Genomic DNA, 20,985 nt, shown 5'->3' on the forward strand with positions numbered 1-20,985 from the left:
GGCCCGCCCGATTTGCTTACATCTTGAGGTTGGGGATGATCTGCTTTTTGCGGCTCATCACGCCGGGCAGCACGACCGTGTCGCCGGACACCTCAGCGCCAAAGCTCTGCTCGGCGATGTGTTTGACCATGTCGTTGGGCACCAGCAGCGTCGCCTCTTCCTTAAGGATGTCGACGATGAACAAGAGCACCTGTGCGGCACCGTCGGCTTCGGCCACTTTCGGCATCTCAGCCATCAGCGCGTCCTTACGCTCAAGCAGCGGCGCGGGGGAGGTGGTCTCCAACACGCTGACGCGCAGGTTGGTGCCGTCGAGGTCGAATTCCTTGCTGTCCATGCGCAGCAGTTCAGCTTCGCTAAAGGACGACACATCGGATTTCGCCGCGAACATCTCGGCCGCGTATTCGCTGATGTCGACGCCTAAATCGCGCGCGATATCTTCGGCAATCGCGCGGTCTTCTTGGGTGGTTGTCGGGCTGCGGAATTCCAGCGTGTCGGAAAGGATGCAGGACAGGGCCGCCGCTTTGACGCCGCGCGGGGCCTGTGCCCAATCTTTGCCGATCATCTTGAACATGATGGTCGCGGTGCAGGCGAGCGGCTGGATGTTGATCTCAATCGGCCCGCGGGTTTCCAAGCCCGCCACCAAACGGTGGTGGTCGATGATGCCGGTGATGTCGGCCTCGTTGATGTTGGCGGGAAGCTCGGCTGGGTTGTTGGTGTCGACGATGACAACCTTGGTGTCGGCCTCAAGCGCGGTCAAGATTTCCGGCTTATCGAGGTTCCATTTGTCGAGCATGAACAGCGCTTCGGTGTTCGGCTCGCCCAGCAGAACGGGCTTGGCGGGGATGCCCTTAACCTCGTTAAGATACCAGGCCCAGACAATCGGGCTGCCGGTGCTGTCGGTGTCGGGGGATTTATGGCCAAAAACAAGCGTTGTCATGGGGCGGTCCTGTCTGTTCGGGTGGATTTGCGGGCCTTATAGCAGGTTCAAGAGGCTTGTCACCTGCGCCTGCTGCATCGCGGCATTGCACGCAGCGCCTAAAGGCCCAGTTCTGCACGTTTCTTTTTTGAAAGTGCGGCGGCGATCATGTCGTAGGAGGCGCGGATGTGATCCCGTAGGCCATCGTCACCAAGCCCCGGTTCGGCGTAATGTTGGATCCATTTCAGCCCGCGTGACGCCAAATAGGGTGCAGGCCGCAACCCGGGACTGTCTGAAAGCACCTCAAAACCCAGTTCGGTCACCTTGAAGGTGAAAGCAGGCGCGTCGTCGGCCCAGCCGCAGATCGCAAAGACCTTGCCGCCGACTTTCCACACGTCAGCGTTGCCCCATTGCACGACGTGGGATGTCTGGGGCAGGGCGGCGCAAAAGGCGTTGAATTCGTCGCGGGTCATTGCATCAGCTTAAGCCGCACGCGGCCCTTTGCATAGCGCTGCGCGATGGGGCAAGTTGCCCGCCATGAGTAAGCCCCGTGAGACCGATCTTTACCCTCCAATCAAGGCGTTCCTTGAAGATCAGGGCTATGTTGTAAAATCCGAAGTCGGCGCGGCAGATGTGGTGGCGGTGCGCGGGGCAGAACCGCCGGTGGTGGTGGAGCTGAAACTCGGCTTTTCGCTGGCGCTGTTCCATCAATGCCTGGCGCGGCTCAAGGTGTCGGATGATGTCTACCTCGCCGTGGCGCGCCAACCCGGCAAGCGTTTTGCCAAGTCGGTGAAGGATAACGTCACGCTGGCGCGGCGGCTCGGGCTAGGGCTGATTACTGTGCGGCTCTCGGATGGGCTGGTCGAAGTGCATTGCGATCCCGGCCCCTATGCGCCGCGCAAGAATGCCAAGCGCGCGGCTATGCTCTTGCGCGAATTCGCTCGGCGGCAGGGGGATCCGAATGACGGCGGTCAGACCCGCGCGGGTCTGGTGACGGCCTACCGCCAAGACGCACTGAAGCTGGCGGTATTCCTCTTTGAGGCTGGCGCAAGCAAGGGCGCTGACGTGGCCCGCGCGACCGAGGTGTCGGCAGCAACCCGCATGATGCGCGACGATCACTATGGGTGGTTTGAAAAGGTCGACAAAGGCATATACGGCCTGACCCCAACGGGGGCAGAGGCTGTGGCTACCGCTGGCCGCATTCTGGGCGCGGGTTAACAGTTCCAACCCGCGCAAAATTTTTTGACGCCGTTGTTGACAGGACGCGGACCGCTGCTTAGCTATGCCTCGTTATCACTCACATGGGTTGAGTGCTAACGGCTGCACCCCTCGACCGGAGGGGGTGGCTTGGAAGAGTAACTTTGAGCCTTAAGGAGCTGCAAAGATGGCATTGAAACCGCTTCATGACCGTGTGCTGGTAAAGCGTACCGAAAGCGAAGAAAAAACCGCCGGCGGGTTGATCATCCCTGATTCCGCCAAAGAAAAGCCTTCCGAAGGTGAAGTTGTTGCCGTGGGCACCGGCGCACGCAAGGACAACGGCGAGCTGATCGAAATGGCCGTCGCACCCGGCGACAAAATCCTGTTCGGCAAATGGTCCGGCACAGAGGTCACCGTCGAAGGCGAAGAAATGCTGATGATGAAAGAAAGCGACATCATGGGGATCATCGCGTAAGCCACCCGGCTTGCCGACCCTTTTTGAAGACGCTCACATCAATCTAAGATTTTAGGAGAAGACAACATGGCTGCTAAGGACGTCAAATTTGACACCGATGCCCGCAACCGGATGCTCAAGGGTGTAAACATCCTTGCCGACGCGGTGAAAGTCACACTCGGCCCCAAAGGCCGTAACGTGGTTCTGGACAAATCCTTCGGCGCACCGCGCATCACCAAAGACGGTGTATCCGTGGCGAAGGAAATCGAACTAGAAGACAAGTTCGAGAACATGGGCGCACAGATGGTCAAGGAAGTCGCTTCCCGGACCAACGACGAAGCAGGCGACGGCACAACCACCGCGACTGTTCTGGCCCAGGCCATCGTCAAAGAAGGCATGAAATCGGTTGCCGCTGGCATGAACCCGATGGACCTCAAGCGCGGTATCGATCTGGCAACTGCCAAGGTCGTTGAAGCGATCAAAGCCGCGGCCCGTGACGTATCCGACAGCGACGAAGTCGCACAGGTCGGCACCATCTCCGCCAACGGCGAAAAAGAGATCGGCCGTCAGATCGCAGACGCGATGCAGAAAGTCGGCAACGAGGGTGTCATCACCGTCGAAGAGAACAAAGGTCTGGAAACAGAGACCGATGTCGTCGAAGGCATGCAGTTCGACCGCGGCTACCTGAGCCCCTACTTCGTCACCAACTCCGACAAAATGACTGTCGAGCTGGAAGACGCGATCATCCTGCTGCACGAGAAGAAACTGTCGAGCCTTCAGCCGATGGTGCCGCTGCTCGAGCAGGTTATCCAGTCCCAGAAGCCGCTCTTGATCATTGCCGAAGACGTTGAGGGCGAAGCCCTTGCGACCCTCGTCGTGAACAAACTGCGTGGCGGTCTGAAAATTGCTGCTGTGAAGGCACCTGGTTTCGGTGACCGTCGCAAAGCAATGCTGCAAGACCTCGCGGTTCTGACCGGTGGTCAGGTGATCTCCGAAGATCTGGGCATGAAGCTTGAGTCCGTGACCATGGACATGCTGGGTTCCGCCAAGAAAGTGTCGATCACCAAAGATGCGACCATCGTCGTTGATGGCGCAGGCGAGAAGGCCGAGATCGAAGCACGTGTTGCTCAGATCCGTAACCAGATCGAAGAAACCACGTCTGACTACGACCGTGAGAAGCTGCAAGAGCGTGTTGCCAAACTGGCAGGCGGTGTTGCTGTTATCCGCGTCGGCGGCATGACCGAAGTCGAAGTGAGAGAGCGCAAAGACCGCGTTGATGACGCCCTGAACGCGACACGTGCCGCTGTTCAAGAAGGCATCGTTGTTGGCGGTGGTGTTGCTCTGGTTCAGGCGGGCAAAAAGCTCGAAGGTCTGACAGGCGACAACAACGATCAGAACGTCGGTATCTCCATCGTGCGTAAAGCATTGGAAGCGCCACTGCGTCAGATCGCTGAAAATGCTGGCGTGGACGGTTCGGTTGTTGCCGGCAAGATCCGCGAAAGCGACGACCTGAAGTTCGGCTTCAACGCGCAGACCGAAGAATATGGCGACATGTTCAAGTTCGGCGTTATCGACCCGGCCAAAGTTGTGCGTACAGCACTGCAAGACGCGGCGTCCATCGCTGGTCTGCTGATCACCACTGAGGCGATGGTCGCTGACCGTCCGTCCAAAGAAGGTGCCGGCGGCGGCATGCCCGACATGGGCGGCATGGGCGGCATGGGCGGCATGATGTAAGCCAGCCCAATCGGCTCAAGATCAGGGGGCGTGCCAGAAATGGCGCGCCTCTTTTTCTTTGGTGGGGGCACCGTTATATTTGCCCCTCAGTTTATTGCCCTCAATTGGGCAACTCGACAATCCGCGCATAGGCATTCAGCATGTCGAGCGCATTTGCAAAGGTCTCTGACGGGTTCTCCTTCACAATATAGCCCGCGACATTCTTGCTGTAAGCCGATTGAACATCTGTGGGCATGTCAGATGTTGTAAAAACAAAAACGACCATACGTTCTAAAGCCGGATCCGCCCGAACGATTTCTAAAAATTCGAGCCCACCCATCCGCGGCATATTTAGGTCGAGTGTAATGATATAGGGCGGCAATCGCCCATGCTGTTTTACCTCCTCTGCTAAGAACTCTAGCGCATGTTGGCCGTCGTGGCAGACTGCCGTTTCGTTCACGATTTTCAATTTTCGCATCGCCCGCTGCATGGCCATCACACTAACCTTGTCATCATCGACGATAAGAAATTTTGCGGCAGTAGTTTTCATCCAGCAGTCCTTCGAGGCTTGCCTCACGCCGCCGCCGCTATCGGCGGTGCAGGGCGGTGAGAGTCCGGTGCTTGTGGGAGTTCGACAATAAAGGTTGAGCCCCGACCTTTAACAGGGTCGGATATAAGGGTGATTTTGCCCTTCTGGTGGCTCGCCAATTTACTTACAATGGCAAGGCCAAGACCACTTCCCTCAACCTCATCACGCGGTCTCAGTGTCTGGAATAATTCAAATATTTTGTTTTGATGTTGCAGTTCTATTCCAGGGCCGTCATCGCGGACCATCAGGATCAAACGATCCTCAACAACGTCAGCGCTGACATGGATTTCACCTTGGGTACGGTCATGATGCTTGATTGCGTTAGAGATGAGGTTGCCCAAAATTTGCTGCAGCGGGCTGAGTTGCACGTCAATTAATTGATCCGTGCCAGTGAAGCTAATATCGAACCGATCCTCAGTATCGATATAGCGTGCCTGCTCTGCCACCAAGCGGGCAAAATTGACTGGCTCTGGAATAGGCTGATCTTGCCCGGCGCGTGCATAGTCCAGTAGATCGTTCAGTAAGCGGTTGAGGCGATCAATTCGCTGCTGGGACATCAGTAGATACTCACGGCTTTCGTTGCTTAGAACGTTTTCCTCATCCTCGAGCACCCAAAGGCTTAGTTCGTGTACAGCACGTAGGGGAGAGCGAAGATCATGTGCGGCCACATAGGCAAACTTCTCTAGCTCAATATTCGAGCGACGAAGTTCTTCTGCATTTTGGCGGAAAATAACCAAAGCACGCGCCATTTCTCCCAATTCATCGCGGCCTCGGATGGTAATTGGATGATCTAGGTCGCCTCCTGCAATGGCCGCTACGGAATTGGTTAACTTTCTGATACGACGGTTGAATTGCCGCTCGATAACCAGCCCGTTTGTAAGAGCAATGGCGAAAAGCGCAATCGTAACTGTTGCGCCCACAATCCAAATGACCCGGTGAATAGCATTGCTAAGTTCCTCTGTCGCGCGATCAACCAGTTGTAATGCATTCTGCGTCAGGTCGGAGGACATGTCTGACAGTTCAATGATCATGGGCAAATGCTCAGCCTGCAGTGCCTTGAGGCCATTCTGAAACCGCAGGCGCGCATCGGTATGGACAAAAAAGCCAATTTCGGAGTCAAGCAGAACATCACGCAACGCGGTGATCTGACGTGCCAAGGACTGCTGCTTTTCTGTATCGGCAATACGCGGAAGACGGGCTATGATATCTTGTAGGTGCTCCTTTACCTGAAGCTTCGCTCGTTCAAGCTGAAGCGGTTTGTCTTGCAGCCTTTGCGCGACAACAATGTTAATTAGCGTATCTAGGCTTAGGCGTGCATCATTAAGATTGACGGCATTTAGCAGAAGGTCCTGGAAGTTTGCGTTAAGCGCTCGAGTGGAGTCGTCGTCCGAAGGAGGAAACCCATCTGGGTTGCGTAGTAGGGCTTCGGACCTTTCCGAAAGCTGAAAAGCGAGGTCATCAATAATTAGATGGCTTTGATCCTGGACCTGCTCAATACTATCGAGCGCCTCTATAATTTGAGCATCTGAACGCCGCATCTCACGACGGTTTTGAATCGTCGCAGCCGACGCGCGCCGCGCCACCTGCAACCGCTCCTCAAGCTGGGTCAAAAGTGGCTGGTCTATTCCCAATTCTTTGAGGGTATCCAGCAAGCTGATAACGCTACCGATCTTTGCGGAAATGTCCTCTTCAAGGGCTTCAAGGGAAACCGCAAACCCAGTCTGGTTTAACTGTTCAATCAGTAAGAATACGTCATTCACTGAGCGCTCAATTCGTTGTGAAAGAGCCATCATTGGTAGCGCGGATAGACTTAAATGGGCATGACTGCTCAATGCAGAGCGCATTTGTATCGTAGCGGCTGACCCTGCCACGCAAATGATTGCAGCGACCAGGAAAAGCACCGCCCTAAGGCGGGTGCTAATGCGGCTGCCAAAAAGCTGCAGCAGTTGTCTGAGAGGGAGCATCGTAACCATGCAGGATGAATAGCCGGAACCAATTAACGCAATGTTAAGCGCCACCGACCTAAAACTGATTCATCGTCAGCGGACCATCCCGGCTGTCGGTATGAAAATCTGGAGGTTTATGACGTGTTGAGAGGGAAGAAACTTACGCGACGACGGCTTTCCCTCGGCCTTGGGGCAAGTCTTACAGCGCTGGCAGCCGGCCCGGTATTCGGGTCGGAGGCAATTGACATAGTGGTCGCGGAAGATGCGCGTAAACTAGGCGACAACGGTCGCCCACTCTCTGTTTTGTTACCAGAAGGGTCTCGAGCCAATCTCGACCCGGTCGCTGCAGCTTTTACAAAGAAGACCGGTATTCAGATAAATTTAGAAGAGGTCCATGTCGATCAAATCAATGCTGAACTGATGTTAAATAGCGTGTTGGGTCAGGCGAAATATGACATTGCCTTACCGGCAACTTTCGGCGTAGCCGACCTTGTTGCAGCAGGCGCGATCCATGCTTTAGATGACTATATTGGGCGTTATGAACCTAACGGTTTTAGGAACGCGATGCTCTATCAGGAGGGCGATAAGTTCGACGGTCAGACGTACGGCTTCCAGACGGATGGTGACGCTTATTTGATGTTTTACCACCGCGAAATGCTGAATGATTTGGATGCGCAAAAACGCTATGCAGATCGCTTCGGCTATATTCTTTCCACTCCAGAAACTTGGGAGGAATTAGATCGGCAAATTCGTTTTTTCGATTCGCCGGCGGAAGGCCGATATGGGGGGTTATTATTTCGCACGCCGGGTTATCTGGCCTGGGAATGGTGGGTTAGATTTCATGCCAACGGTTATTGGCCTTTGGCCTCTGATATGACGCCGCAAATCGCTGGGGAGGCGGGTATCGCGGCATTGGAGGAATTGATCGCGATTACAGACTGCCTCGTTCCAGAAGCATCCAGCCTTGGGCTATTCGGAAATTGGGCGCGGTATGCAAAGGGCGATGTGTATTGCAACATTGGCTGGGGCGGGACGCAGAAGTATCTGAATTCTTTGCAATCACCGATGCGGGGGCGAATGGTACATGGGCCCACGCCGGGCGGAAAGGTTGGGCATGAATTGCTGTCAGCCCCATATTTCAATTGGGGGTGGAGCTTTGTCATCAGCACCGCCTCGACGCAGAAAGAGCTCGGATATCTCTTTGCGCTCTTTGCGGCCACTCCCGCAATGTCAACGCTTGCTGTTCGGCAACCCGGCGGGTTCTTTGACCCATACCGCGATGAACACTACAGCGATCCGGGTGTACAAAAGGCCTATTCCGAGCCCTTCTTAAAAGTGCATCGCGAGGCACTCGAAGGGGCGATACCCGATCTGTATCTCAAAGGGCAATCGGAGTACTTTCAAACTTTAGCCAGAGGGCTGGACAGAGCCCTCCAAGGGGACGTAACGCCGAAAGTGGCCTTAACCCGAGTCGCTCAAAAATGGCAACTTATTACAAGTCGCGCCGGGCGTGCGGAACAGATACAGCGATGGGCGCAGCTTCGGGCCAAATATCCGCCAGAAGCTCGCCGTTTACTGCGAGATATCGCGTGATTACAGGGCTGCGCATATAATTAGTGCTCAATCTATTTAATATAATTAATGGAGCCATCTTGGCTATTAGCACATGACACCACCGCTGTTGAACCTCACCCCCGACACTGATCCGCTTTCGGCCGCGCCGCCGGAAAACGCTGCCGTGGATACGCAAGAGTTTATCTATCTTTTAAGCCATGATCTACGAAGCTCCATCCGGGCATTACTAGAACTTCCTGAGTGGATCGCTGAAGACCTCGAAGAATCTGGGCTAGAAGTGAGTGCATCAGTACTTGATTCGATTTCCTTGATGAAACGGCATACGCGACGCTTGGACAGGATGCTGATCGACTTGCTGGAGTATTCTCGTGCGGGTGAAGGTCGAAATGTTCAAAAGGTCAATTTGCGTGATGCCTGTGATGTTGCCCTAGAAGAGTTGCGGCTGCCAAGAGAATTTCGATTCAACCAACAGTTCAATTGCCATTCATTTCCGATCTGCGAACAGGATCTGCATGCGCTCTTTACGGCATTGATTGGCAACGCAGTAAAGCATCATGATCAGCTTGCGGGAATTGTTGAGGTAATGGGTCGGATGGAGGGAACGGCTCTGGTACTGACGATTTCGGACGACGGTCCAGGTATCCAGCCGGAGTTTCATGAGCGGGTTTTCAGGCCCATGACCACGCTGCGTGCGCGGGACGACGTTGAAGGGTCTGGCCTTGGGCTGGCCATCGTACGAAAAATCGCCAGGTGTTATGAAGGATCTGCAAGAATTCTTTTCGGACAGAAAGGGCGCGGAACGACGGTTGAAGTGAGATTGCAGACGGTCACGATGTAGGAAGGTAAAAAGGGCCGGATCAGGTTTACCAATCCCGTTCGGACGGGGAAAGAGGTGGCTCGAAACAAGCAAATCCGGTGAAGCCGTAGGAGGTGAAGCATCACAACCCGTTTAGATTGCCAGGCCAGAGAGATTCCGTGCTTGGCGCAGCCAAGTCTGGAGGCTAATCGAATGGCTATGCAACTGCTCCTTCTTTCCGCCCTCACCATGTGCGCTTTTGCGGCCAATTCCATTCTGACACGGATGGCGGTCGACGGTGGGCATATTGATCCCGCTGGCTTTGCCTTGGTTCGGGTCGGCGCGGGTGCTGTGGTATTGGCGGTGATGGTGGCGTTGAGGGGAGGGCGATTACCACTTTTACGACGTAACAGGATTGGCGGGGCGTTGAGCCTTGCTGTCTACATGATTGGTTTTAGCCTCGCTTACATGACGTTGGATGCCGGTCTTGGCGCGCTTATTCTTTTCGGCGTGGTGCAGATAACCATGTTCACCCACGCAGCGCTTACCGGCACGGCACCTACAGCAAGGCAGGTAATCGGTGCGGCAGCAGCCTTCGCGGGCTTGGTGCTTGTACTTTGGCCTGATGGGCAGAGTTCTACAGATGTCGCGGGTGCTGGGCTTATGGTTCTCGCCGGGATCGGCTGGGCCGCCTACACGATCGTCGGGCGCACATCCGGTGATCCTTTGGCCGCAACTTCAGCAAACTTTTTGCTTTGCTTGCCTTTCATGCTGATCCTGCCAGCATTTTCGGGCGGGTATTTTAGCGTATCAGGTCTTCTGCTCGGTGCGCTGTGCGGTGGGATAACTTCGGGCCTTGGCTACGCGTTGTGGTATGCAGTGCTGGCCCGGATCGACGGAGGGACGGCAGCCGTGGCGCAACTCAGTGTGCCGATCATTGCGATTTTTGCTGGCGCGCTGATTCTCGGGGAACCGCTGAGTTTTACCCTACTCATCGCCACGGTTCTGGTGCTGGGCGGGATCGCCTGGGCGATCAGCGCAAGATCGGCTCCAACGGATCATAGGTAATCGCCGCATCTGCGATGCCGAAAGCGACCGCGCCAAGGCTGTCTGGCTTATGGGGCACCTGCGCAAGTTCGGATTTGGTTACCCATTGGTGCCGGGTGACGATGGCCTCGCGGTCTTGCCAATTGGGCGCAATTTCAGCCGAACCCAAGAGAAGGCAACGAAAGTAGATATCTACTTGATGGAAATCGCCGCCCGGGTCGTGGAATTCATTCACCAGACAAGGCTGGCCTACCGAAATATGCAGACCGGTCTCCTCGAAAACTTCACGACGCAGATTCTCAGGTAACGACGCTCCGGCCTCTACCCCGCCACCTGGGGCGCACATCAGACCGAGCCTGTTGTCGGAATAGGCGTTTACCAGCAGCAACCGGCTTTCATGGAGCAAGACCGCACGGGCGGCCAATCGGGGGCAGGGGCGGGGCATCGGCATACTTTCGTCAGGTAACGCGCCAAGACCATTTCACAGTCCTGGCAATCAGTCTATCTGGAGGGCATGATGAAAAGCCTTTCCCTGATTTTCGCCGCGTTTTGGTTGGCGCTGCCGCAGCCTGCCAAGGCGGAAACTGCTGTAGGTCGCTGTGTTGTATTGCTGCATGGTTTGGCGCGGACCGAAACGTCTTTCGCCGTAATGGAGGCCGCCTTGGCTGCCGAAGGGTACCGTGTGGTACGTCCCGGCTACCCCTCGACCGAGGCCAATATCGCTGATTTGACGAAGCAAACCCTGCCGCGTGCGATAGCTGCCTGCGGAACCGGACGGATTGATTTCGTGACCCATTCCATGGGTGGCATATTGGTGCGCAAATGGGTGGCAGAGGCCGGAGCTGATCGGGTGGGCCGGGTGGTGATGCTGGGGCCGCCCAACCATGGCAGCGAGGTGGTGGACGAACTGGTCGAAAATCCGGCGTTTGAATGGCTGAACGGCCCCGCGGGGGCCGAGATCGGTACCGGCGATGAAGCCTTGCCAAACCAATTGCCACCCGTGCCGTTCGAACTGGGGGTGATCGCTGGCTCGCAGTCGCTAAATCCATATTTTTCAAGTCTACTGCCGGGACCGGATGATGGGAAAGTCTCTGTCGCGTCAACACGTGTGGCGGGTATGAAAGAGCATATCGTTTTGCCCGTGACCCATACTTTTATGATGAACAACCCGCGTGTGATTGCGCAGACCATGGCCTTTCTGAAAACCGGCAGCTTTGACCGTTCGATGACCTTTATCGATGGCGTATTGAATGCGATTGGCTGCCCCGAAGGGGGGTGCCTGCCGGGGATGGGAGGGACCGATGCCAAACCTTAATTTGATCAACGCAGACGTTCTGCACCCCGAAGGGCTGAGCTGCGCGCCGCTGTCCTTTGCCGATGGGTTGATCCTCGAAGCCCCGGTGGGGCGGCGCGTCGATCTGACTGGTTTCCAGGTGCTTCCAGGGATCGTTGATCTTCACGGCGATGCGTTCGAGCGGCATCTGGCTCCGCGCCGGGGGGCGATGAAACAACTCTCCGAGGGGCTGGTCGCGGCGGAAGCCGAGTTGGCCGCCAATGGGATAACGACAGCGATTTTGGCGCAATTCGTCAGTTGGGAAGGCGGGCTTCGGGGGCTGGCGTTTGCCGATCAGGTCTTTACCGGCATTCGCGATACCGCGCCCGAACTGGTCACCGATGTCCGCCCCCAACTGCGGTTTGAGACCCATATGCTCGACCTCTATGACTGCCTGCCGCAACGGATCGCGGATTGGGGTGTGGGCTATGTGGTCTTTAACGATCACCTGCCGCATGATCGCTTGGCGCAGGGCAAAATGCCCAAACGGCTGGTGGGGCAAGCGCTGAAGGCCGGGCGCAGCCCCGAAAGCCATCTAGCGCAGATGCAAGAGATGCACGCGCGGCGCGATGAGGTGCCAGCGGCGTTGGATCGGCTCTGCGCAGACCTCGCGCAGCGCGGGGTCAAGATGGGTAGCCATGACGACCAGACCGCAGAGGGCCGCGCCTTATGGCGGGCGCGGGCTGTGACGCTGGCTGAGTTCCCAGAGACGCAGGAGGCCGCCGAGGCCGCGCATGTGTCGGGTGATGCGGTGATCATGGGCGCGCCGAATGTGGTGCGTGGCGGGTCGCATAACGGCAACCTCTCGGCGCTGGACTTGATCAGCATGGGGCTGTGTCATGCCTTGGCGTCAGACTACCATTACCCGTCGCCGCGTCGTGCCGCGTTGATGCTGGCGCAGAGTGGGTTGATGGACCTCGCGAGCGCATGGGCGTTGGTTTCATCGGGGCCGGCGCAGGTGCTGGGGCTAACGGATCGTGGCACGCTCGCGCCGGGCAAACGCGCTGATCTCGTCGTGCTGGACAAGGCCACGGGCCGTGTTTCCGCTACTTTCGTGGCGGGGCGGGTGAGCTTTATGTCAGGGGTGATCGCAGAGCGTTTCGCCGCCTGAACTCAATCGCGGATGATCTGGTTCACATGGCCCATCTTACGACCCGGCTTCACCTCGGCCTTGCCATAGAGATGCAGCGCCGTATCACGGGCGCGGGCAAGCTCTGGCACGCGGGCCATGTCATCGCCGATGAGGTTGGTCATCACCACATCCGCATGGCGCTGACCATCGCCAAGGGGCCATCCGGCCACGGCGCGGATGTGCTGCTCGAACTGGTCGATGGCACAGCCGTTCTGGGTCCAATGGCCTGAGTTATGCACCCGTGGTGCGATCTCGTTCACGATCAGCCCCTGCGGCGTGACGAAAAGTTCGACCCCCATGACACCGACATAATCAAGCGCATTTAGCACCCGACCGGCCAGCAAAACCGCGTCGGTGCGCTGTGCATTGCTGATCTTCGCGGGGACGGTGGTGGTGTGGAGGATGCCGTCGCGGTGGACGTTCTCACCGGGATCGAAACAGGCGACTTCGCCCGTTGCACTGCGCGCGGCGATGACAGAGATTTCGGCGCTGAAGTTCACGAACCCTTCGAGCACGGACGGCGCGCCGTTCATTTCGGCCCATGCGGCGTCAAGATCGGCATCGTCTTTCAGCCGCGCCTGGCCCTTGCCGTCATAGCCAAAACGGCGGGTCTTGAGGATCGCGGGCGTGCCGATTTGTGCCACGGCGGCTTTCAGGGTCGCAGCGTCAGTGACATCGGCGAAGGGGGCCACCTTCAAGCCGAGGTCGCCGAGGAAGGTTTTCTCCGTCAGCCGGTCCTGTGAAATCCGCAGCGCTTCGCGGCCCGGGCGGATGGGGGTGATTGCCTCCACCACGTCGAGCGCCTCGGTGGGGATATTCTCAAACTCGAAGGTCACGATGTCACAGGCGCGGGCGAAAGCCTCTAACGCTTTGTGGTCGTCATAACCTGCGGTGGTCACAGCATGGGCCACATCGGCGGCGGGCGGGTTGGCACCCGGCTCAAAGATATGGGTGCGAAAGCCCAAGCGGGCAGCGGCGACGGACAGCATCCGGCCCAGCTGACCGCCGCCCAATATGCCGATGGTGGCGCCGGTTTGCAGTGCCTCAGTCATGCGGCACCTCAGGGATCGAGGCGCTGAGCGCCTCGCGCCAATTATCCAACCGTTTGGCCAGTTCCGCGTCTTGCAGGGCCAGAATGCCCGCCGCCATCAAGGCCGCGTTGGCGGCGCCCGCCGCGCCGATAGCCATCGTTGCCACAGGAAAGCCGCGCGGCATCTGTAGGATGGAATAAAGCGAATCCACACCCGAGAGCGCCTTGGTCTGTACCGGCACGCCGATCACCGGCACGCGGGTTTTTGAGGCCATCATGCCGGGCAGATGCGCCGCACCGCCAGCGCCTGCGATGATCACTTGCAGGCCGCGATCCACCGCTGTTTTGCCGTACTCCCACAGCCGGTCCGGCGTGCGATGCGCTGATACGATGCGCGCCTCAAAGGGGATGTTAAGCTCTTCCAGCAGGGTTGCTGCTTCGCGCATGGTGGCCCAGTCGGACTGGGACCCCATGATGATGCCAACCGGGGGCGTGGTCATTGCGCAGGGCCTTCTCGTGGTGGATCAGAGCGCGCACTATACCCATCCCGGCCCATGTGGCAACGTCGATTGCCACGGGCCGCAGGGATAATGGGTTAAGCGATAATGTCGGGGGTAAGGCGGTCTTCGATCTGGGCGATGAGATCCTTGAGCCGCAGCTTGCGCTTTTTCAGCCGTTGCAGGGTCAGCTGATCGCCAGTCCCTTTTTCAACGAGCGCATGGATGGCGTCATCCAGATCGCGATGTTCCCGTCGGAAGACTTCAAGTTCGACACGCAGCACTTCATCCGTTTTCATCGACAGATCGGTAGGGGCATTCATGGTTGAGTGATTCCGTTAGGCAACTGAACTTTGAATATAAGCGCTTGAGATCATTTGGCATAGCCCTTGCGCAGGCAAGAAAGCCCCCCCATATTCTAGACAACGGGCTGCCGGTTGCGGGGCCTGTGAAACACTGTCGCTTGACCTGATAAGGACGTGTCGCATGACGAAACTAACGCTTGCCTCTTACCCACATATGCTTGGGTTTGAACAATTGGAACGGGTGCTCGAACGCAGCGCCAAAGCCGGAAACGAAGGTTATCCGCCGTTTAATATCGAACAAACCTCGGACTTTAGCTATCGGATCACACTTGCCGTTGCGGGTTTTTCGGAACAGGATCTCTCGATAACCGTTGAGGATAGACAGCTCGTGATCCGTGGGCGTCAGGCTGACGATGGCGAAGATCGGGTGTTTCTGCATCGCGGCATCGCTGCGCGACAATTTCAGCGCTCGTTCGTTCTGGCCGATGGGGTCGATGTGGGTGAAGCCGTAATGGAGAATGGTCTGCTGCATGTGGATCTGACCCGTGCCAAGCCTGAAACGGTGGTTCAAACCATCAAGATCAAGAAGGGGTAATATCATGCAAGACGCAATCACCCACGGAAATGACCGTATGGTCTATGTCAAAACCATCGCTGTCGCCGATCTGCCGCGCGAAGTGCGTGATCAGGCCGAGGGGCTTGAACTTCTTTATGCGGTCCATGATGCCGAAGGGCAGCAATTGGCGCTTGTCGGCGATCAGAAACTCGCGTTCTCACTGGCGCGTGAACACGACTACCGCCCGGTTATGGTGCATTGACGCCATAGACGGCGACGATAATCTAAGCCTGATGCAAGGCCGCAGTCCGCTGCGGCCTTTTCTATTGGGAGCGGGCTTTTGAATTTCGATTTCGACTGGGTAGATGCCTTCACGGATCAGGTCTTCGGTGGCAACGGTTGTGCCGTGGTGCACGGCGGGGCGGTGCTTTCTGATGCGATTTGCATGGCCTATGTGCGTGAGACATCTTTGGTGGAGTGTACCTTTACTGGTCCATCCGAGGTCGCTGACTTCAAGGTGGAATACTACCTCGCCAGCCGCGAGATACCCTTTGCAGGCCACCCGACCATCGCCACCGTGGCAGCACTGCGCCATCGCGGATTGATCGGCGAAGGGCCGCTAAGGTTGGAAACGGGGGCGGGAATTGTCAACGTGGAGGTGCGTGGCGCGCAGATCGCGATGACGCAGATCGCGCCGGTTTTCGGGGCCGAGGTGCCGGCTAACCTTGTGGCGCGGGTGGGCAGAGTTGTGACCAGCGATATCATCGGACAGCCGCAGGTGGTCTCCACCGGGCTGCCTTTCTGTATAACCGTTCTGCGCAGCCGCGCGGCGTTGGAGACATTGACGCTCGATCCAGATGCATTGGCGGAGTACAACGCTCATTTAGGGCAAGACAGCGACATGATGGAGCCCTTCTGGGTGGCCCTCGAAGGGGCGACTTCGGCAGGCGATACCTATGCGCGGCTTCTGCTGGCGCCACCCAGCCCCGCCGAAGACCCTTTCACCGGATCAGCCACTGGCGCCATGGCGGCCTATCTCTGGGCGCGCGGTTTGATAGACAGCCCGGCTTTCGTGGCAGAGCAGGGGCATCTCATGGGCCGCCCCGGCAGGGCCGAAGTGGAGGTGCTCGGCCCGCGCGATGCGATCACGGGCGTGCGCGTGGCGGGGCAGGGCCGCGTGGTGATGTCAGGTCAGGTTTTCATGCCTGAAACGGCCTAGTCCGAAACGCAAAACGCAGCCCCGAGGGGCTGCGTGGTCGTTTCAAACGGCAACTCGGTTTAACCGGCGATCAGCCCCATGTTTTCAAGCTTCAGCAGCACTTGATGCGCGCAGTTGTCGACATCGACATTCTCGGTTTCAAGCACCAGTTCGGCGTTCTGCGGCACGTCATAGGGGTCTGAGATGCCGGTGAACTCTTTGATCTTGCCTTCGCGGGCCAGCTTATAGAGGCCTTTGCGGTCACGGCGTTCGCATTCCTCGATAGAGGTCGCAACGTGCACTTCAACGAATGCACCAAAGTTCTCTACATCCTCGCGCACGGCGCGACGGGTGGTCGCGTAGGGCGCGATTGGGGCGCAGATGGCGATGCCACCGTTCTTGGTGATCTCAGACGCGACATAACCGATACGGCGGATGTTCAGGTCGCGGTGCTCTTTCGAGAAACCCAGCTCGGAGCTGAGGTTTTTCCGCACAATGTCACCGTCCAGCAGCGTCACAGGGCGACCACCCATTTCCATCAGCTTAACCATTAGCGCGTTCGCGATGGTAGATTTGCCGGAGCCTGAGAAGCCGGTGAAAAAGACGGTGAAACCCTGCTCGGAACGCGGCGGCGAGGTGCGGCGCAGTTCCTTGACGACCTCAGGGAAGGAGAACCATTCAGGGATCTCCAGACCTTCGCGCAGGCGGCGGCGCAATTCGGTGCCCGAGATGTTCAGGATGGTAACGTTCTCTTTGTCTTCGATCTCATCCATGGCCTCGTACTGGGCACGTTCCTGCACCCAGACCATGTGTTTGAAATCGACCATTTCGATGCCCATTTCTTCCTGATGTTCGCGGAACAGGTCCTGCGCATCATACGGGCCATAGAAATCTTCACCGGCGGAATTCTTGCCGGGGCCAGCGTGATCACGGCCAACGATGAAATGGGTGCAGCCGTGGTTCTTGCGGATCAATCCGTGCCAGACGGCCTCACGCGGGCCCGCCATGCGCATGGCGAGGTTTAGCAAGCTCATCGACGTGGTGGCCGCCGGGTATTTGTCGAGCACCGCCTCATAGCAGCGCACGCGGGTGAAGTGATCGACATCGCCCGGCTTGGTCAGACCAACAACGGGATGGATCAACAGGTTGGCCTGCGCCTCGCGCGCGGCGCGGAAGGTAAGCTCTTGGTGCGCGCGGTGCAGCGGGTTGCGGGTTTGGAAGGCCACAACACGGCGCCAGCCTAGCTTGCGGAAATAGGCGCGCAGCTCGTTCGGCGTGTCGCGACGGCCGCGGAAATCATAGTGCACGGGCTGCTGAATGCCGGTCACGGGTCCGCCGAGATACACGTCGCCCGCTTGGTTATGCAGGTAGTTCACCGCTGGGTGCGCGTCATCATCGGCGCCAAAGACCTTCTCAGCCTCGCGGGCTTTGTTAGGGGTCCAACGGTCGGTGACGGTCATGGTCGCAAGGATCACGCCCTCTTGGTCGCGCAGGGCGATGTCCTGACCCAATTCGAGCTTTTCGGCGAAAGCGTCGCTTACGTCGAGGTTGATCGGCATCGGCCAGAGCGTGCCGTCGGCCAGCCGCATGTTTTCGACCACGCCGTCATAGTCTTCTTCGGTCAGGAAGCCCTTGAGCGGATTGAAACCGCCGTTCATCAAAAGCTCCAGATCACAGATCTGACGCGGGGTGAGATCAAGGCTCACAAGATTGCCCGCCTCTACTTTCAGCTTTTGCGAAGACTCGTAGGAGACATAAAGTTCGGGGATCGGCGTCAGGTTGCTGGGCATCATAACTATCTCTTTTCATCAAGTCGCAGGCGGCTCTGGTTGGGGCCGCCATAGCGTCTAAGCGCGTTAGTTGTCTATAGAACCGGGCCGCAGCAGCGCGTTAAAGGGTCGAATTCCCAAAATATCGAGAATGTCCGTCATACGGGTTTAGGTGTGCGGCAGAGATGAGAATTATCTCCGCCGCACTCTATTCCTTGTTAAACGCCTTCTCTCACCTCGGCCCCGTAGCCCAACGGCAGAGAGGTATCTTTGCCCTCATCATCGCCCACTTCGGCCAGGAAACGCTCGGCTTCCAGCGCTGCCATGCAGCCCATGCCCGCACTGGTGACGGCCTGACGGTACTTGTGATCCGTCAGATCGCCCGCAGCAAAGACGCCGGGGATTGAAGTTTCGGTGCTGTCGGGTTTGGTCACGACGTAGCCGCCCATATGGGTTTCCAGCGTGTCTTTGACCAATTCGTTCGACGGCGCATGGCCAATGGCCACAAAGACGCCCTTGGCGGGGATGTCCGTGATCTCGCCCGTTTTGACGTGCTTTACCTTCACGCCTTCGACGCCCAGAGGGCTGTCGGTGCCATAGACTTCGTCCAGTTGGTGGAACCACAACGGTTCAATCTTTGGGTTTTTCATTAGGCGGTCGATCAGGATCTTCTCGGCGCGCAGCTCATCACGGCGGTGGATCAGGGTCACCTTGGACGCGAAGTTGGTCAAGAACAGCGCCTCTTCGACAGCAGTATTGCCGCCACCGATGACCACGATCTCTTGCCCGCGATAGAAGAACCCGTCGCAGGTGGCGCAGGCCGAGACGCCGAAACCTTTGAACTTCTCTTCCGACTCCAGCCCCAACCACTTGGCGCGGGCGCCGGTGGCTAGGATCACAGCGTCGGCCACATAGGTGGTGCCGCTGTCGCCTTTAGCATGGAAAGGGCGGCTGGAGAGGTCGAGATCGGTGATGATGTCGCCGATGATCTCGGTGCCCATTGCTTTGGCGTGCTCTTGCATGCGGATCATCAGGTCAGGGCCCTGAACCTCGCTGTCGCCCGGCCAGTTCTCAACCTCTGTCGTTGTAGTCAGCTGGCCGCCGGGCTCGATCCCTTGCACGAGGATCGGCTCAAGCATCGCGCGGCTAGCGTAGACACCAGCGGTATAGCCCGCAGGGCCGGAGCCGATGATCAGTACCTTGGTTTTACGTGTCTCGGCCATCTGGCGCCCCCGGGCTGTCATTGATATTGCCCGCTTCATATAGCGGTAGCGGGGGAGCCGTTAAACCCCTGCCGTCGCCGATGCGCCATACGTCTATGTGAGGGGCGCAACCAGATCTGGCCGTGGTCGGTGACAAAGAATATTGCGCTTGCGTGAAACTTTATTGCGTGTAGACCGCAGGCTGCTATAAGAATCGAAAATCATTGAGGGCGATATGGCAGGTACACGACTAGATCCGATTGACCGGATGATCTTGGCCGAATTGCAATCGGATGGTCGGATGACGAATGTCGAACTGGCCAAACGCGTTGGTATTTCTGCGCCGCCTTGTTTGCGCCGGGTCCGCACGTTGGAAGAGCAGGGCTATATCAAAGGCTATCATGCCGATGTCGATGCGCGCGAATTGGGGTTCGAGGTGCAGGTTTTTGCCATGGTCGGACTGGCCAGTCAGGCCGAAGCTGACCTGAGCGCTTTTGAGGAAAAATGTCGTGGTTGGCCGCTGGTGCGCGAGTGCCATATGCTAAACGGTGAAGTTGATTTCATCCTGAAATGCGTGGCGCCTGATTTGTCGAGCTTTCAGAGCTTCCTGACCGGGCAGTTGCTGACCACGCCAAATGTGGAAAGCGTGAAGACCAGTCTCGTGATCCGTGGCGCAAAAGATGATCCCGGTGTGCCCTTCGACGTGCTCGAAGCGCGACTTTCGACTGCGCCTTAACTCAGCCGGTCACGCTCTCGGCTGGTGTGTCAGGCGCGCGGGGATGGGCGAGGGGGCCAAAGTCTGTCGCATGACCAATCTGTGGAAACATAGATAGAAACCGATCACGTTGGTTTGGCGTAGCATCGCGCAGCGCTTGTGCGCCGGGATGAAAGGTCTCCATCTCCAACCCGCCGGCTTTGACCGCCGCATGGCGGGACAGGCAAATGTGAAACAGGCGCACCGGGGTCGGCGGGGCCACTTCGATTACATTCACCCCATCCACAAACTCACGTACCGGCGCCAGCAGACGGGTGCCGCCCGCCTCTGCGCGCAGATGGTGTGGCGTATGCAATACCCGCGCGGCAGGGCCAACGGTTAGGAATGAACTGGGCCGTCCCTCTCCGAAACTGTCGGGCATGATGCGGATCAGCGGCAGGCGCCGCCCGGTATCAGCGGGGATAAAATTGCTCGACCCGATCCAGATCAGCTGGGCTGGCTCTCCCGACGAAGTGTTGATTATGTCGCCGGGCTGCAGATCCTCGATGGCGATGTCACCCTGCACGGTCTGGATCAACGTCCCACGGGCAAAGGCGGCAAAGGCTGCTTCAAAAAGTGGCAGGGCGGGCGCATTGTCCTGACCGATATAAAGCGAGCCATCGGCCCGCAAAGCAGCGACTTCGTAGGTGCGCAGCGGTTCGGGCGTGGGGCTGCCGTGATCGGTGGCGGCGGTCAGTGTCATTCAAAACCTCTTATCGGTCCGCTGCATCCGGCATCGCTGACATCAAGCAGCTGTACCTCGGTATTAGTTGGCGCGGTCTGACAGTCAAATCGCCACGTCTGGCATGGATTGTCAAAGTATCCAGAACATTAACGACTTATTCATAGCCAATTTTGACTAAAACCAAGGTTCTGTTTCCGACGGGGGGAGGTTGCTTGCCACATTTAAATGAAAGCGCCCCCCGGCACGAATCAACGTACCGAGGGGCGGTCAGTTGCACCGGGCGCTTTGGCG

23 protein-coding genes are annotated in these 20,985 nt (G+C 57.7%); 12 read left to right on the forward strand and 11 right to left on the reverse strand.

Annotation, left to right across the window (positions count from 1 at the left end):
* Positions 1-16: 16 nt before the first annotated feature.
* Both DSM14862_RS03360 and DSM14862_RS03365 read right to left on the reverse strand, forming a co-directional pair.
* Positions 17-937 (reverse strand): manganese-dependent inorganic pyrophosphatase, encoded by a 921-nt coding sequence (locus tag DSM14862_RS03360; RefSeq protein ID WP_007119005.1) that lies wholly within the window; start codon positions 935-937, stop codon positions 17-19.
* Positions 938-1,035: 98 nt separating this feature from the next.
* Entirely contained in the window at positions 1,036-1,389 is a 354-nt protein-coding gene (locus DSM14862_RS03365; protein WP_007119006.1) for an MmcQ/YjbR family DNA-binding protein, read from the reverse strand.
* Between the two features lie 64 nt (positions 1,390-1,453).
* Here DSM14862_RS03365 and DSM14862_RS03370 point away from each other — a divergent pair, with 64 nt between their 5' ends.
* The 3 genes from DSM14862_RS03370 (at position 1,454) to groL (ending at position 4,301) form a co-directional block, all read left to right on the forward strand.
* Positions 1,454-2,134 (forward strand): DUF2161 domain-containing phosphodiesterase, encoded by a 681-nt coding sequence (locus DSM14862_RS03370; protein ID WP_007119007.1) that lies wholly within the window; start codon positions 1,454-1,456, stop codon positions 2,132-2,134.
* A gap of 166 nt (positions 2,135-2,300) precedes the next feature.
* Positions 2,301-2,588, forward strand: a complete 288-nt coding sequence (gene groES / locus DSM14862_RS03375; RefSeq protein ID WP_007119008.1) for a co-chaperone GroES — start codon at positions 2,301-2,303, stop codon at positions 2,586-2,588.
* Positions 2,589-2,654: 66 nt separating this feature from the next.
* A complete protein-coding gene (groL, locus tag DSM14862_RS03380; RefSeq protein ID WP_007119009.1) occupies positions 2,655-4,301 on the forward strand; it encodes a chaperonin GroEL in 1,647 nt (548 codons plus the stop codon).
* Between the two features lie 100 nt (positions 4,302-4,401).
* Here groL and DSM14862_RS03385 read toward each other — a convergent pair whose 3' ends face one another.
* Positions 4,402-4,830, reverse strand: coding sequence for a response regulator (locus DSM14862_RS03385; RefSeq protein ID WP_007119010.1), 429 nt, complete (start codon positions 4,828-4,830; stop codon positions 4,402-4,404).
* A 23-nt stretch (positions 4,831-4,853) separates the two neighbouring features.
* The gene (locus DSM14862_RS03390; RefSeq protein ID WP_165481273.1) at positions 4,854-6,629 is read right to left on the reverse strand and encodes a sensor histidine kinase; all 1,776 of its coding nucleotides are present in this window, start codon (positions 6,627-6,629) and stop codon (positions 4,854-4,856) included.
* Between the two features lie 435 nt (positions 6,630-7,064).
* On the opposite strand from DSM14862_RS03390, the gene DSM14862_RS03395 reads away from it, so the two are divergent.
* From DSM14862_RS03395 to DSM14862_RS03405, 3 genes are all read left to right on the forward strand, one after another.
* Positions 7,065-8,408 carry an extracellular solute-binding protein gene (locus DSM14862_RS03395; protein ID WP_083804551.1) on the forward strand — a complete coding sequence of 448 codons (1,344 nt, stop codon included), beginning with the start codon at positions 7,065-7,067 and terminating at the stop codon, positions 8,406-8,408.
* Positions 8,409-8,481: 73 nt separating this feature from the next.
* Positions 8,482-9,228 (forward strand): sensor histidine kinase, encoded by a 747-nt coding sequence (locus DSM14862_RS03400; RefSeq protein WP_007119013.1) that lies wholly within the window; start codon positions 8,482-8,484, stop codon positions 9,226-9,228.
* Between the two features lie 177 nt (positions 9,229-9,405).
* Entirely contained in the window at positions 9,406-10,254 is an 849-nt protein-coding gene (locus tag DSM14862_RS03405; RefSeq protein WP_040700519.1) for a DMT family transporter, read from the forward strand.
* On the opposite strand, the gene DSM14862_RS03410 is transcribed toward DSM14862_RS03405, so the two are convergent.
* Positions 10,220-10,684, reverse strand: coding sequence for an NUDIX domain-containing protein (locus DSM14862_RS03410; RefSeq protein ID WP_007119015.1), 465 nt, complete (start codon positions 10,682-10,684; stop codon positions 10,220-10,222). The genes DSM14862_RS03405 and DSM14862_RS03410 overlap by 35 nt on opposite strands.
* A gap of 63 nt (positions 10,685-10,747) precedes the next feature.
* Between DSM14862_RS03410 and DSM14862_RS03415 the strand changes: the two genes are divergently transcribed.
* Positions 10,748-11,548, forward strand: coding sequence for an alpha/beta fold hydrolase (locus DSM14862_RS03415; RefSeq protein WP_007119016.1), 801 nt, complete (start codon positions 10,748-10,750; stop codon positions 11,546-11,548).
* The gene (locus tag DSM14862_RS03420) at positions 11,535-12,677 is read left to right on the forward strand and encodes an alpha-D-ribose 1-methylphosphonate 5-triphosphate diphosphatase (RefSeq protein WP_007119017.1); all 1,143 of its coding nucleotides are present in this window, start codon (positions 11,535-11,537) and stop codon (positions 12,675-12,677) included. The genes DSM14862_RS03415 and DSM14862_RS03420 overlap by 14 nt, the downstream gene beginning before the upstream one ends.
* 2 nt (positions 12,678-12,679) lie before the next feature.
* On the opposite strand, the gene DSM14862_RS03425 is transcribed toward DSM14862_RS03420, so the two are convergent.
* From DSM14862_RS03425 to DSM14862_RS03435, 3 genes are all read right to left on the reverse strand, one after another.
* Entirely contained in the window at positions 12,680-13,750 is a 1,071-nt protein-coding gene (locus DSM14862_RS03425; RefSeq protein ID WP_007119018.1) for a 5-(carboxyamino)imidazole ribonucleotide synthase, read from the reverse strand.
* The gene (gene purE / locus DSM14862_RS03430) at positions 13,743-14,228 is read right to left on the reverse strand and encodes a 5-(carboxyamino)imidazole ribonucleotide mutase (protein ID WP_007119019.1); all 486 of its coding nucleotides are present in this window, start codon (positions 14,226-14,228) and stop codon (positions 13,743-13,745) included. The genes DSM14862_RS03425 and purE overlap by 8 nt, the downstream gene beginning before the upstream one ends.
* A gap of 95 nt (positions 14,229-14,323) precedes the next feature.
* Positions 14,324-14,548 (reverse strand): YdcH family protein, encoded by a 225-nt coding sequence (locus tag DSM14862_RS03435; RefSeq protein WP_007119020.1) that lies wholly within the window; start codon positions 14,546-14,548, stop codon positions 14,324-14,326.
* A gap of 163 nt (positions 14,549-14,711) precedes the next feature.
* Here DSM14862_RS03435 and DSM14862_RS03440 point away from each other — a divergent pair, with 163 nt between their 5' ends.
* From DSM14862_RS03440 to DSM14862_RS03450, 3 genes are all read left to right on the forward strand, one after another.
* Positions 14,712-15,125 carry an Hsp20 family protein gene (locus DSM14862_RS03440; RefSeq protein ID WP_007119021.1) on the forward strand — a complete coding sequence of 138 codons (414 nt, stop codon included), beginning with the start codon at positions 14,712-14,714 and terminating at the stop codon, positions 15,123-15,125.
* 4 nt (positions 15,126-15,129) lie between these two features.
* Complete coding sequence (locus DSM14862_RS03445) at positions 15,130-15,348, forward strand: DUF1150 family protein (RefSeq protein ID WP_007119022.1); 219 nt, start codon at positions 15,130-15,132, stop codon at positions 15,346-15,348.
* A 78-nt stretch (positions 15,349-15,426) separates the two neighbouring features.
* Complete coding sequence (locus tag DSM14862_RS03450; protein WP_007119023.1) at positions 15,427-16,305, forward strand: PhzF family phenazine biosynthesis protein; 879 nt, start codon at positions 15,427-15,429, stop codon at positions 16,303-16,305.
* A 59-nt stretch (positions 16,306-16,364) separates the two neighbouring features.
* Here the strand turns inward: DSM14862_RS03450 and DSM14862_RS03455 are convergent, their stop codons facing one another.
* A complete protein-coding gene (locus DSM14862_RS03455; RefSeq protein ID WP_007119024.1) occupies positions 16,365-18,077 on the reverse strand; it encodes a bifunctional sulfate adenylyltransferase/adenylylsulfate kinase in 1,713 nt (570 codons plus the stop codon).
* A 194-nt stretch (positions 18,078-18,271) separates the two neighbouring features.
* Positions 18,272-19,276 carry a thioredoxin-disulfide reductase gene (trxB, locus tag DSM14862_RS03460; protein ID WP_040700521.1) on the reverse strand — a complete coding sequence of 335 codons (1,005 nt, stop codon included), beginning with the start codon at positions 19,274-19,276 and terminating at the stop codon, positions 18,272-18,274.
* Positions 19,277-19,490: 214 nt separating this feature from the next.
* Here trxB and DSM14862_RS03465 point away from each other — a divergent pair, with 214 nt between their 5' ends.
* A complete protein-coding gene (locus DSM14862_RS03465; RefSeq protein WP_040700523.1) occupies positions 19,491-19,991 on the forward strand; it encodes an Lrp/AsnC family transcriptional regulator in 501 nt (166 codons plus the stop codon).
* 1 nt (position 19,992) lies between these two features.
* Here the strand turns inward: DSM14862_RS03465 and DSM14862_RS03470 are convergent, their stop codons facing one another.
* Positions 19,993-20,712, reverse strand: a complete 720-nt coding sequence (locus DSM14862_RS03470; protein ID WP_007119027.1) for a Hint domain-containing protein — start codon at positions 20,710-20,712, stop codon at positions 19,993-19,995.
* Positions 20,713-20,985 lie beyond the last annotated feature (273 nt).

The sequence above is a fragment of the Sulfitobacter indolifex genome, assembly GCF_022788655.1.
GTDB classification, from domain to species: domain Bacteria; phylum Pseudomonadota; class Alphaproteobacteria; order Rhodobacterales; family Rhodobacteraceae; genus Sulfitobacter; species Sulfitobacter indolifex.

Coding starts and splice junctions, on each gene's coding strand:
- DSM14862_RS03435 (WP_007119020.1), bottom strand. CDS start 14,548: ATGAATGCCCCTACCGATCTGTCGATGAAAACGGATGAAGTGCTGCGT.
- DSM14862_RS03370 (WP_007119007.1), top strand. CDS start 1,454: ATGAGTAAGCCCCGTGAGACCGATCTTTACCCTCCAATCAAGGCGTTC.
- DSM14862_RS03405 (WP_040700519.1), top strand. CDS start 9,406: ATGCAACTGCTCCTTCTTTCCGCCCTCACCATGTGCGCTTTTGCGGCC.
- DSM14862_RS03465 (WP_040700523.1), top strand. CDS start 19,491: ATGGCAGGTACACGACTAGATCCGATTGACCGGATGATCTTGGCCGAA.
- DSM14862_RS03365 (WP_007119006.1), bottom strand. CDS start 1,389: ATGACCCGCGACGAATTCAACGCCTTTTGCGCCGCCCTGCCCCAGACA.
- DSM14862_RS03385 (WP_007119010.1), bottom strand. CDS start 4,830: ATGAAAACTACTGCCGCAAAATTTCTTATCGTCGATGATGACAAGGTT.
- DSM14862_RS03420 (WP_007119017.1), top strand. CDS start 11,535: ATGCCAAACCTTAATTTGATCAACGCAGACGTTCTGCACCCCGAAGGG.
- groL (WP_007119009.1), top strand. CDS start 2,655: ATGGCTGCTAAGGACGTCAAATTTGACACCGATGCCCGCAACCGGATG.
- DSM14862_RS03410 (WP_007119015.1), bottom strand. CDS start 10,684: ATGCCGATGCCCCGCCCCTGCCCCCGATTGGCCGCCCGTGCGGTCTTG.
- DSM14862_RS03425 (WP_007119018.1), bottom strand. CDS start 13,750: ATGACTGAGGCACTGCAAACCGGCGCCACCATCGGCATATTGGGCGGC.
- DSM14862_RS03445 (WP_007119022.1), top strand. CDS start 15,130: ATGCAAGACGCAATCACCCACGGAAATGACCGTATGGTCTATGTCAAA.
- DSM14862_RS03415 (WP_007119016.1), top strand. CDS start 10,748: ATGATGAAAAGCCTTTCCCTGATTTTCGCCGCGTTTTGGTTGGCGCTG.
- DSM14862_RS03470 (WP_007119027.1), bottom strand. CDS start 20,712: ATGACACTGACCGCCGCCACCGATCACGGCAGCCCCACGCCCGAACCG.
- DSM14862_RS03455 (WP_007119024.1), bottom strand. CDS start 18,077: ATGATGCCCAGCAACCTGACGCCGATCCCCGAACTTTATGTCTCCTAC.
- DSM14862_RS03400 (WP_007119013.1), top strand. CDS start 8,482: ATGACACCACCGCTGTTGAACCTCACCCCCGACACTGATCCGCTTTCG.
- DSM14862_RS03440 (WP_007119021.1), top strand. CDS start 14,712: ATGACGAAACTAACGCTTGCCTCTTACCCACATATGCTTGGGTTTGAA.
- trxB (WP_040700521.1), bottom strand. CDS start 19,276: ATGGCCGAGACACGTAAAACCAAGGTACTGATCATCGGCTCCGGCCCT.
- purE (WP_007119019.1), bottom strand. CDS start 14,228: ATGACCACGCCCCCGGTTGGCATCATCATGGGGTCCCAGTCCGACTGG.
- DSM14862_RS03360 (WP_007119005.1), bottom strand. CDS start 937: ATGACAACGCTTGTTTTTGGCCATAAATCCCCCGACACCGACAGCACC.
- groES (WP_007119008.1), top strand. CDS start 2,301: ATGGCATTGAAACCGCTTCATGACCGTGTGCTGGTAAAGCGTACCGAA.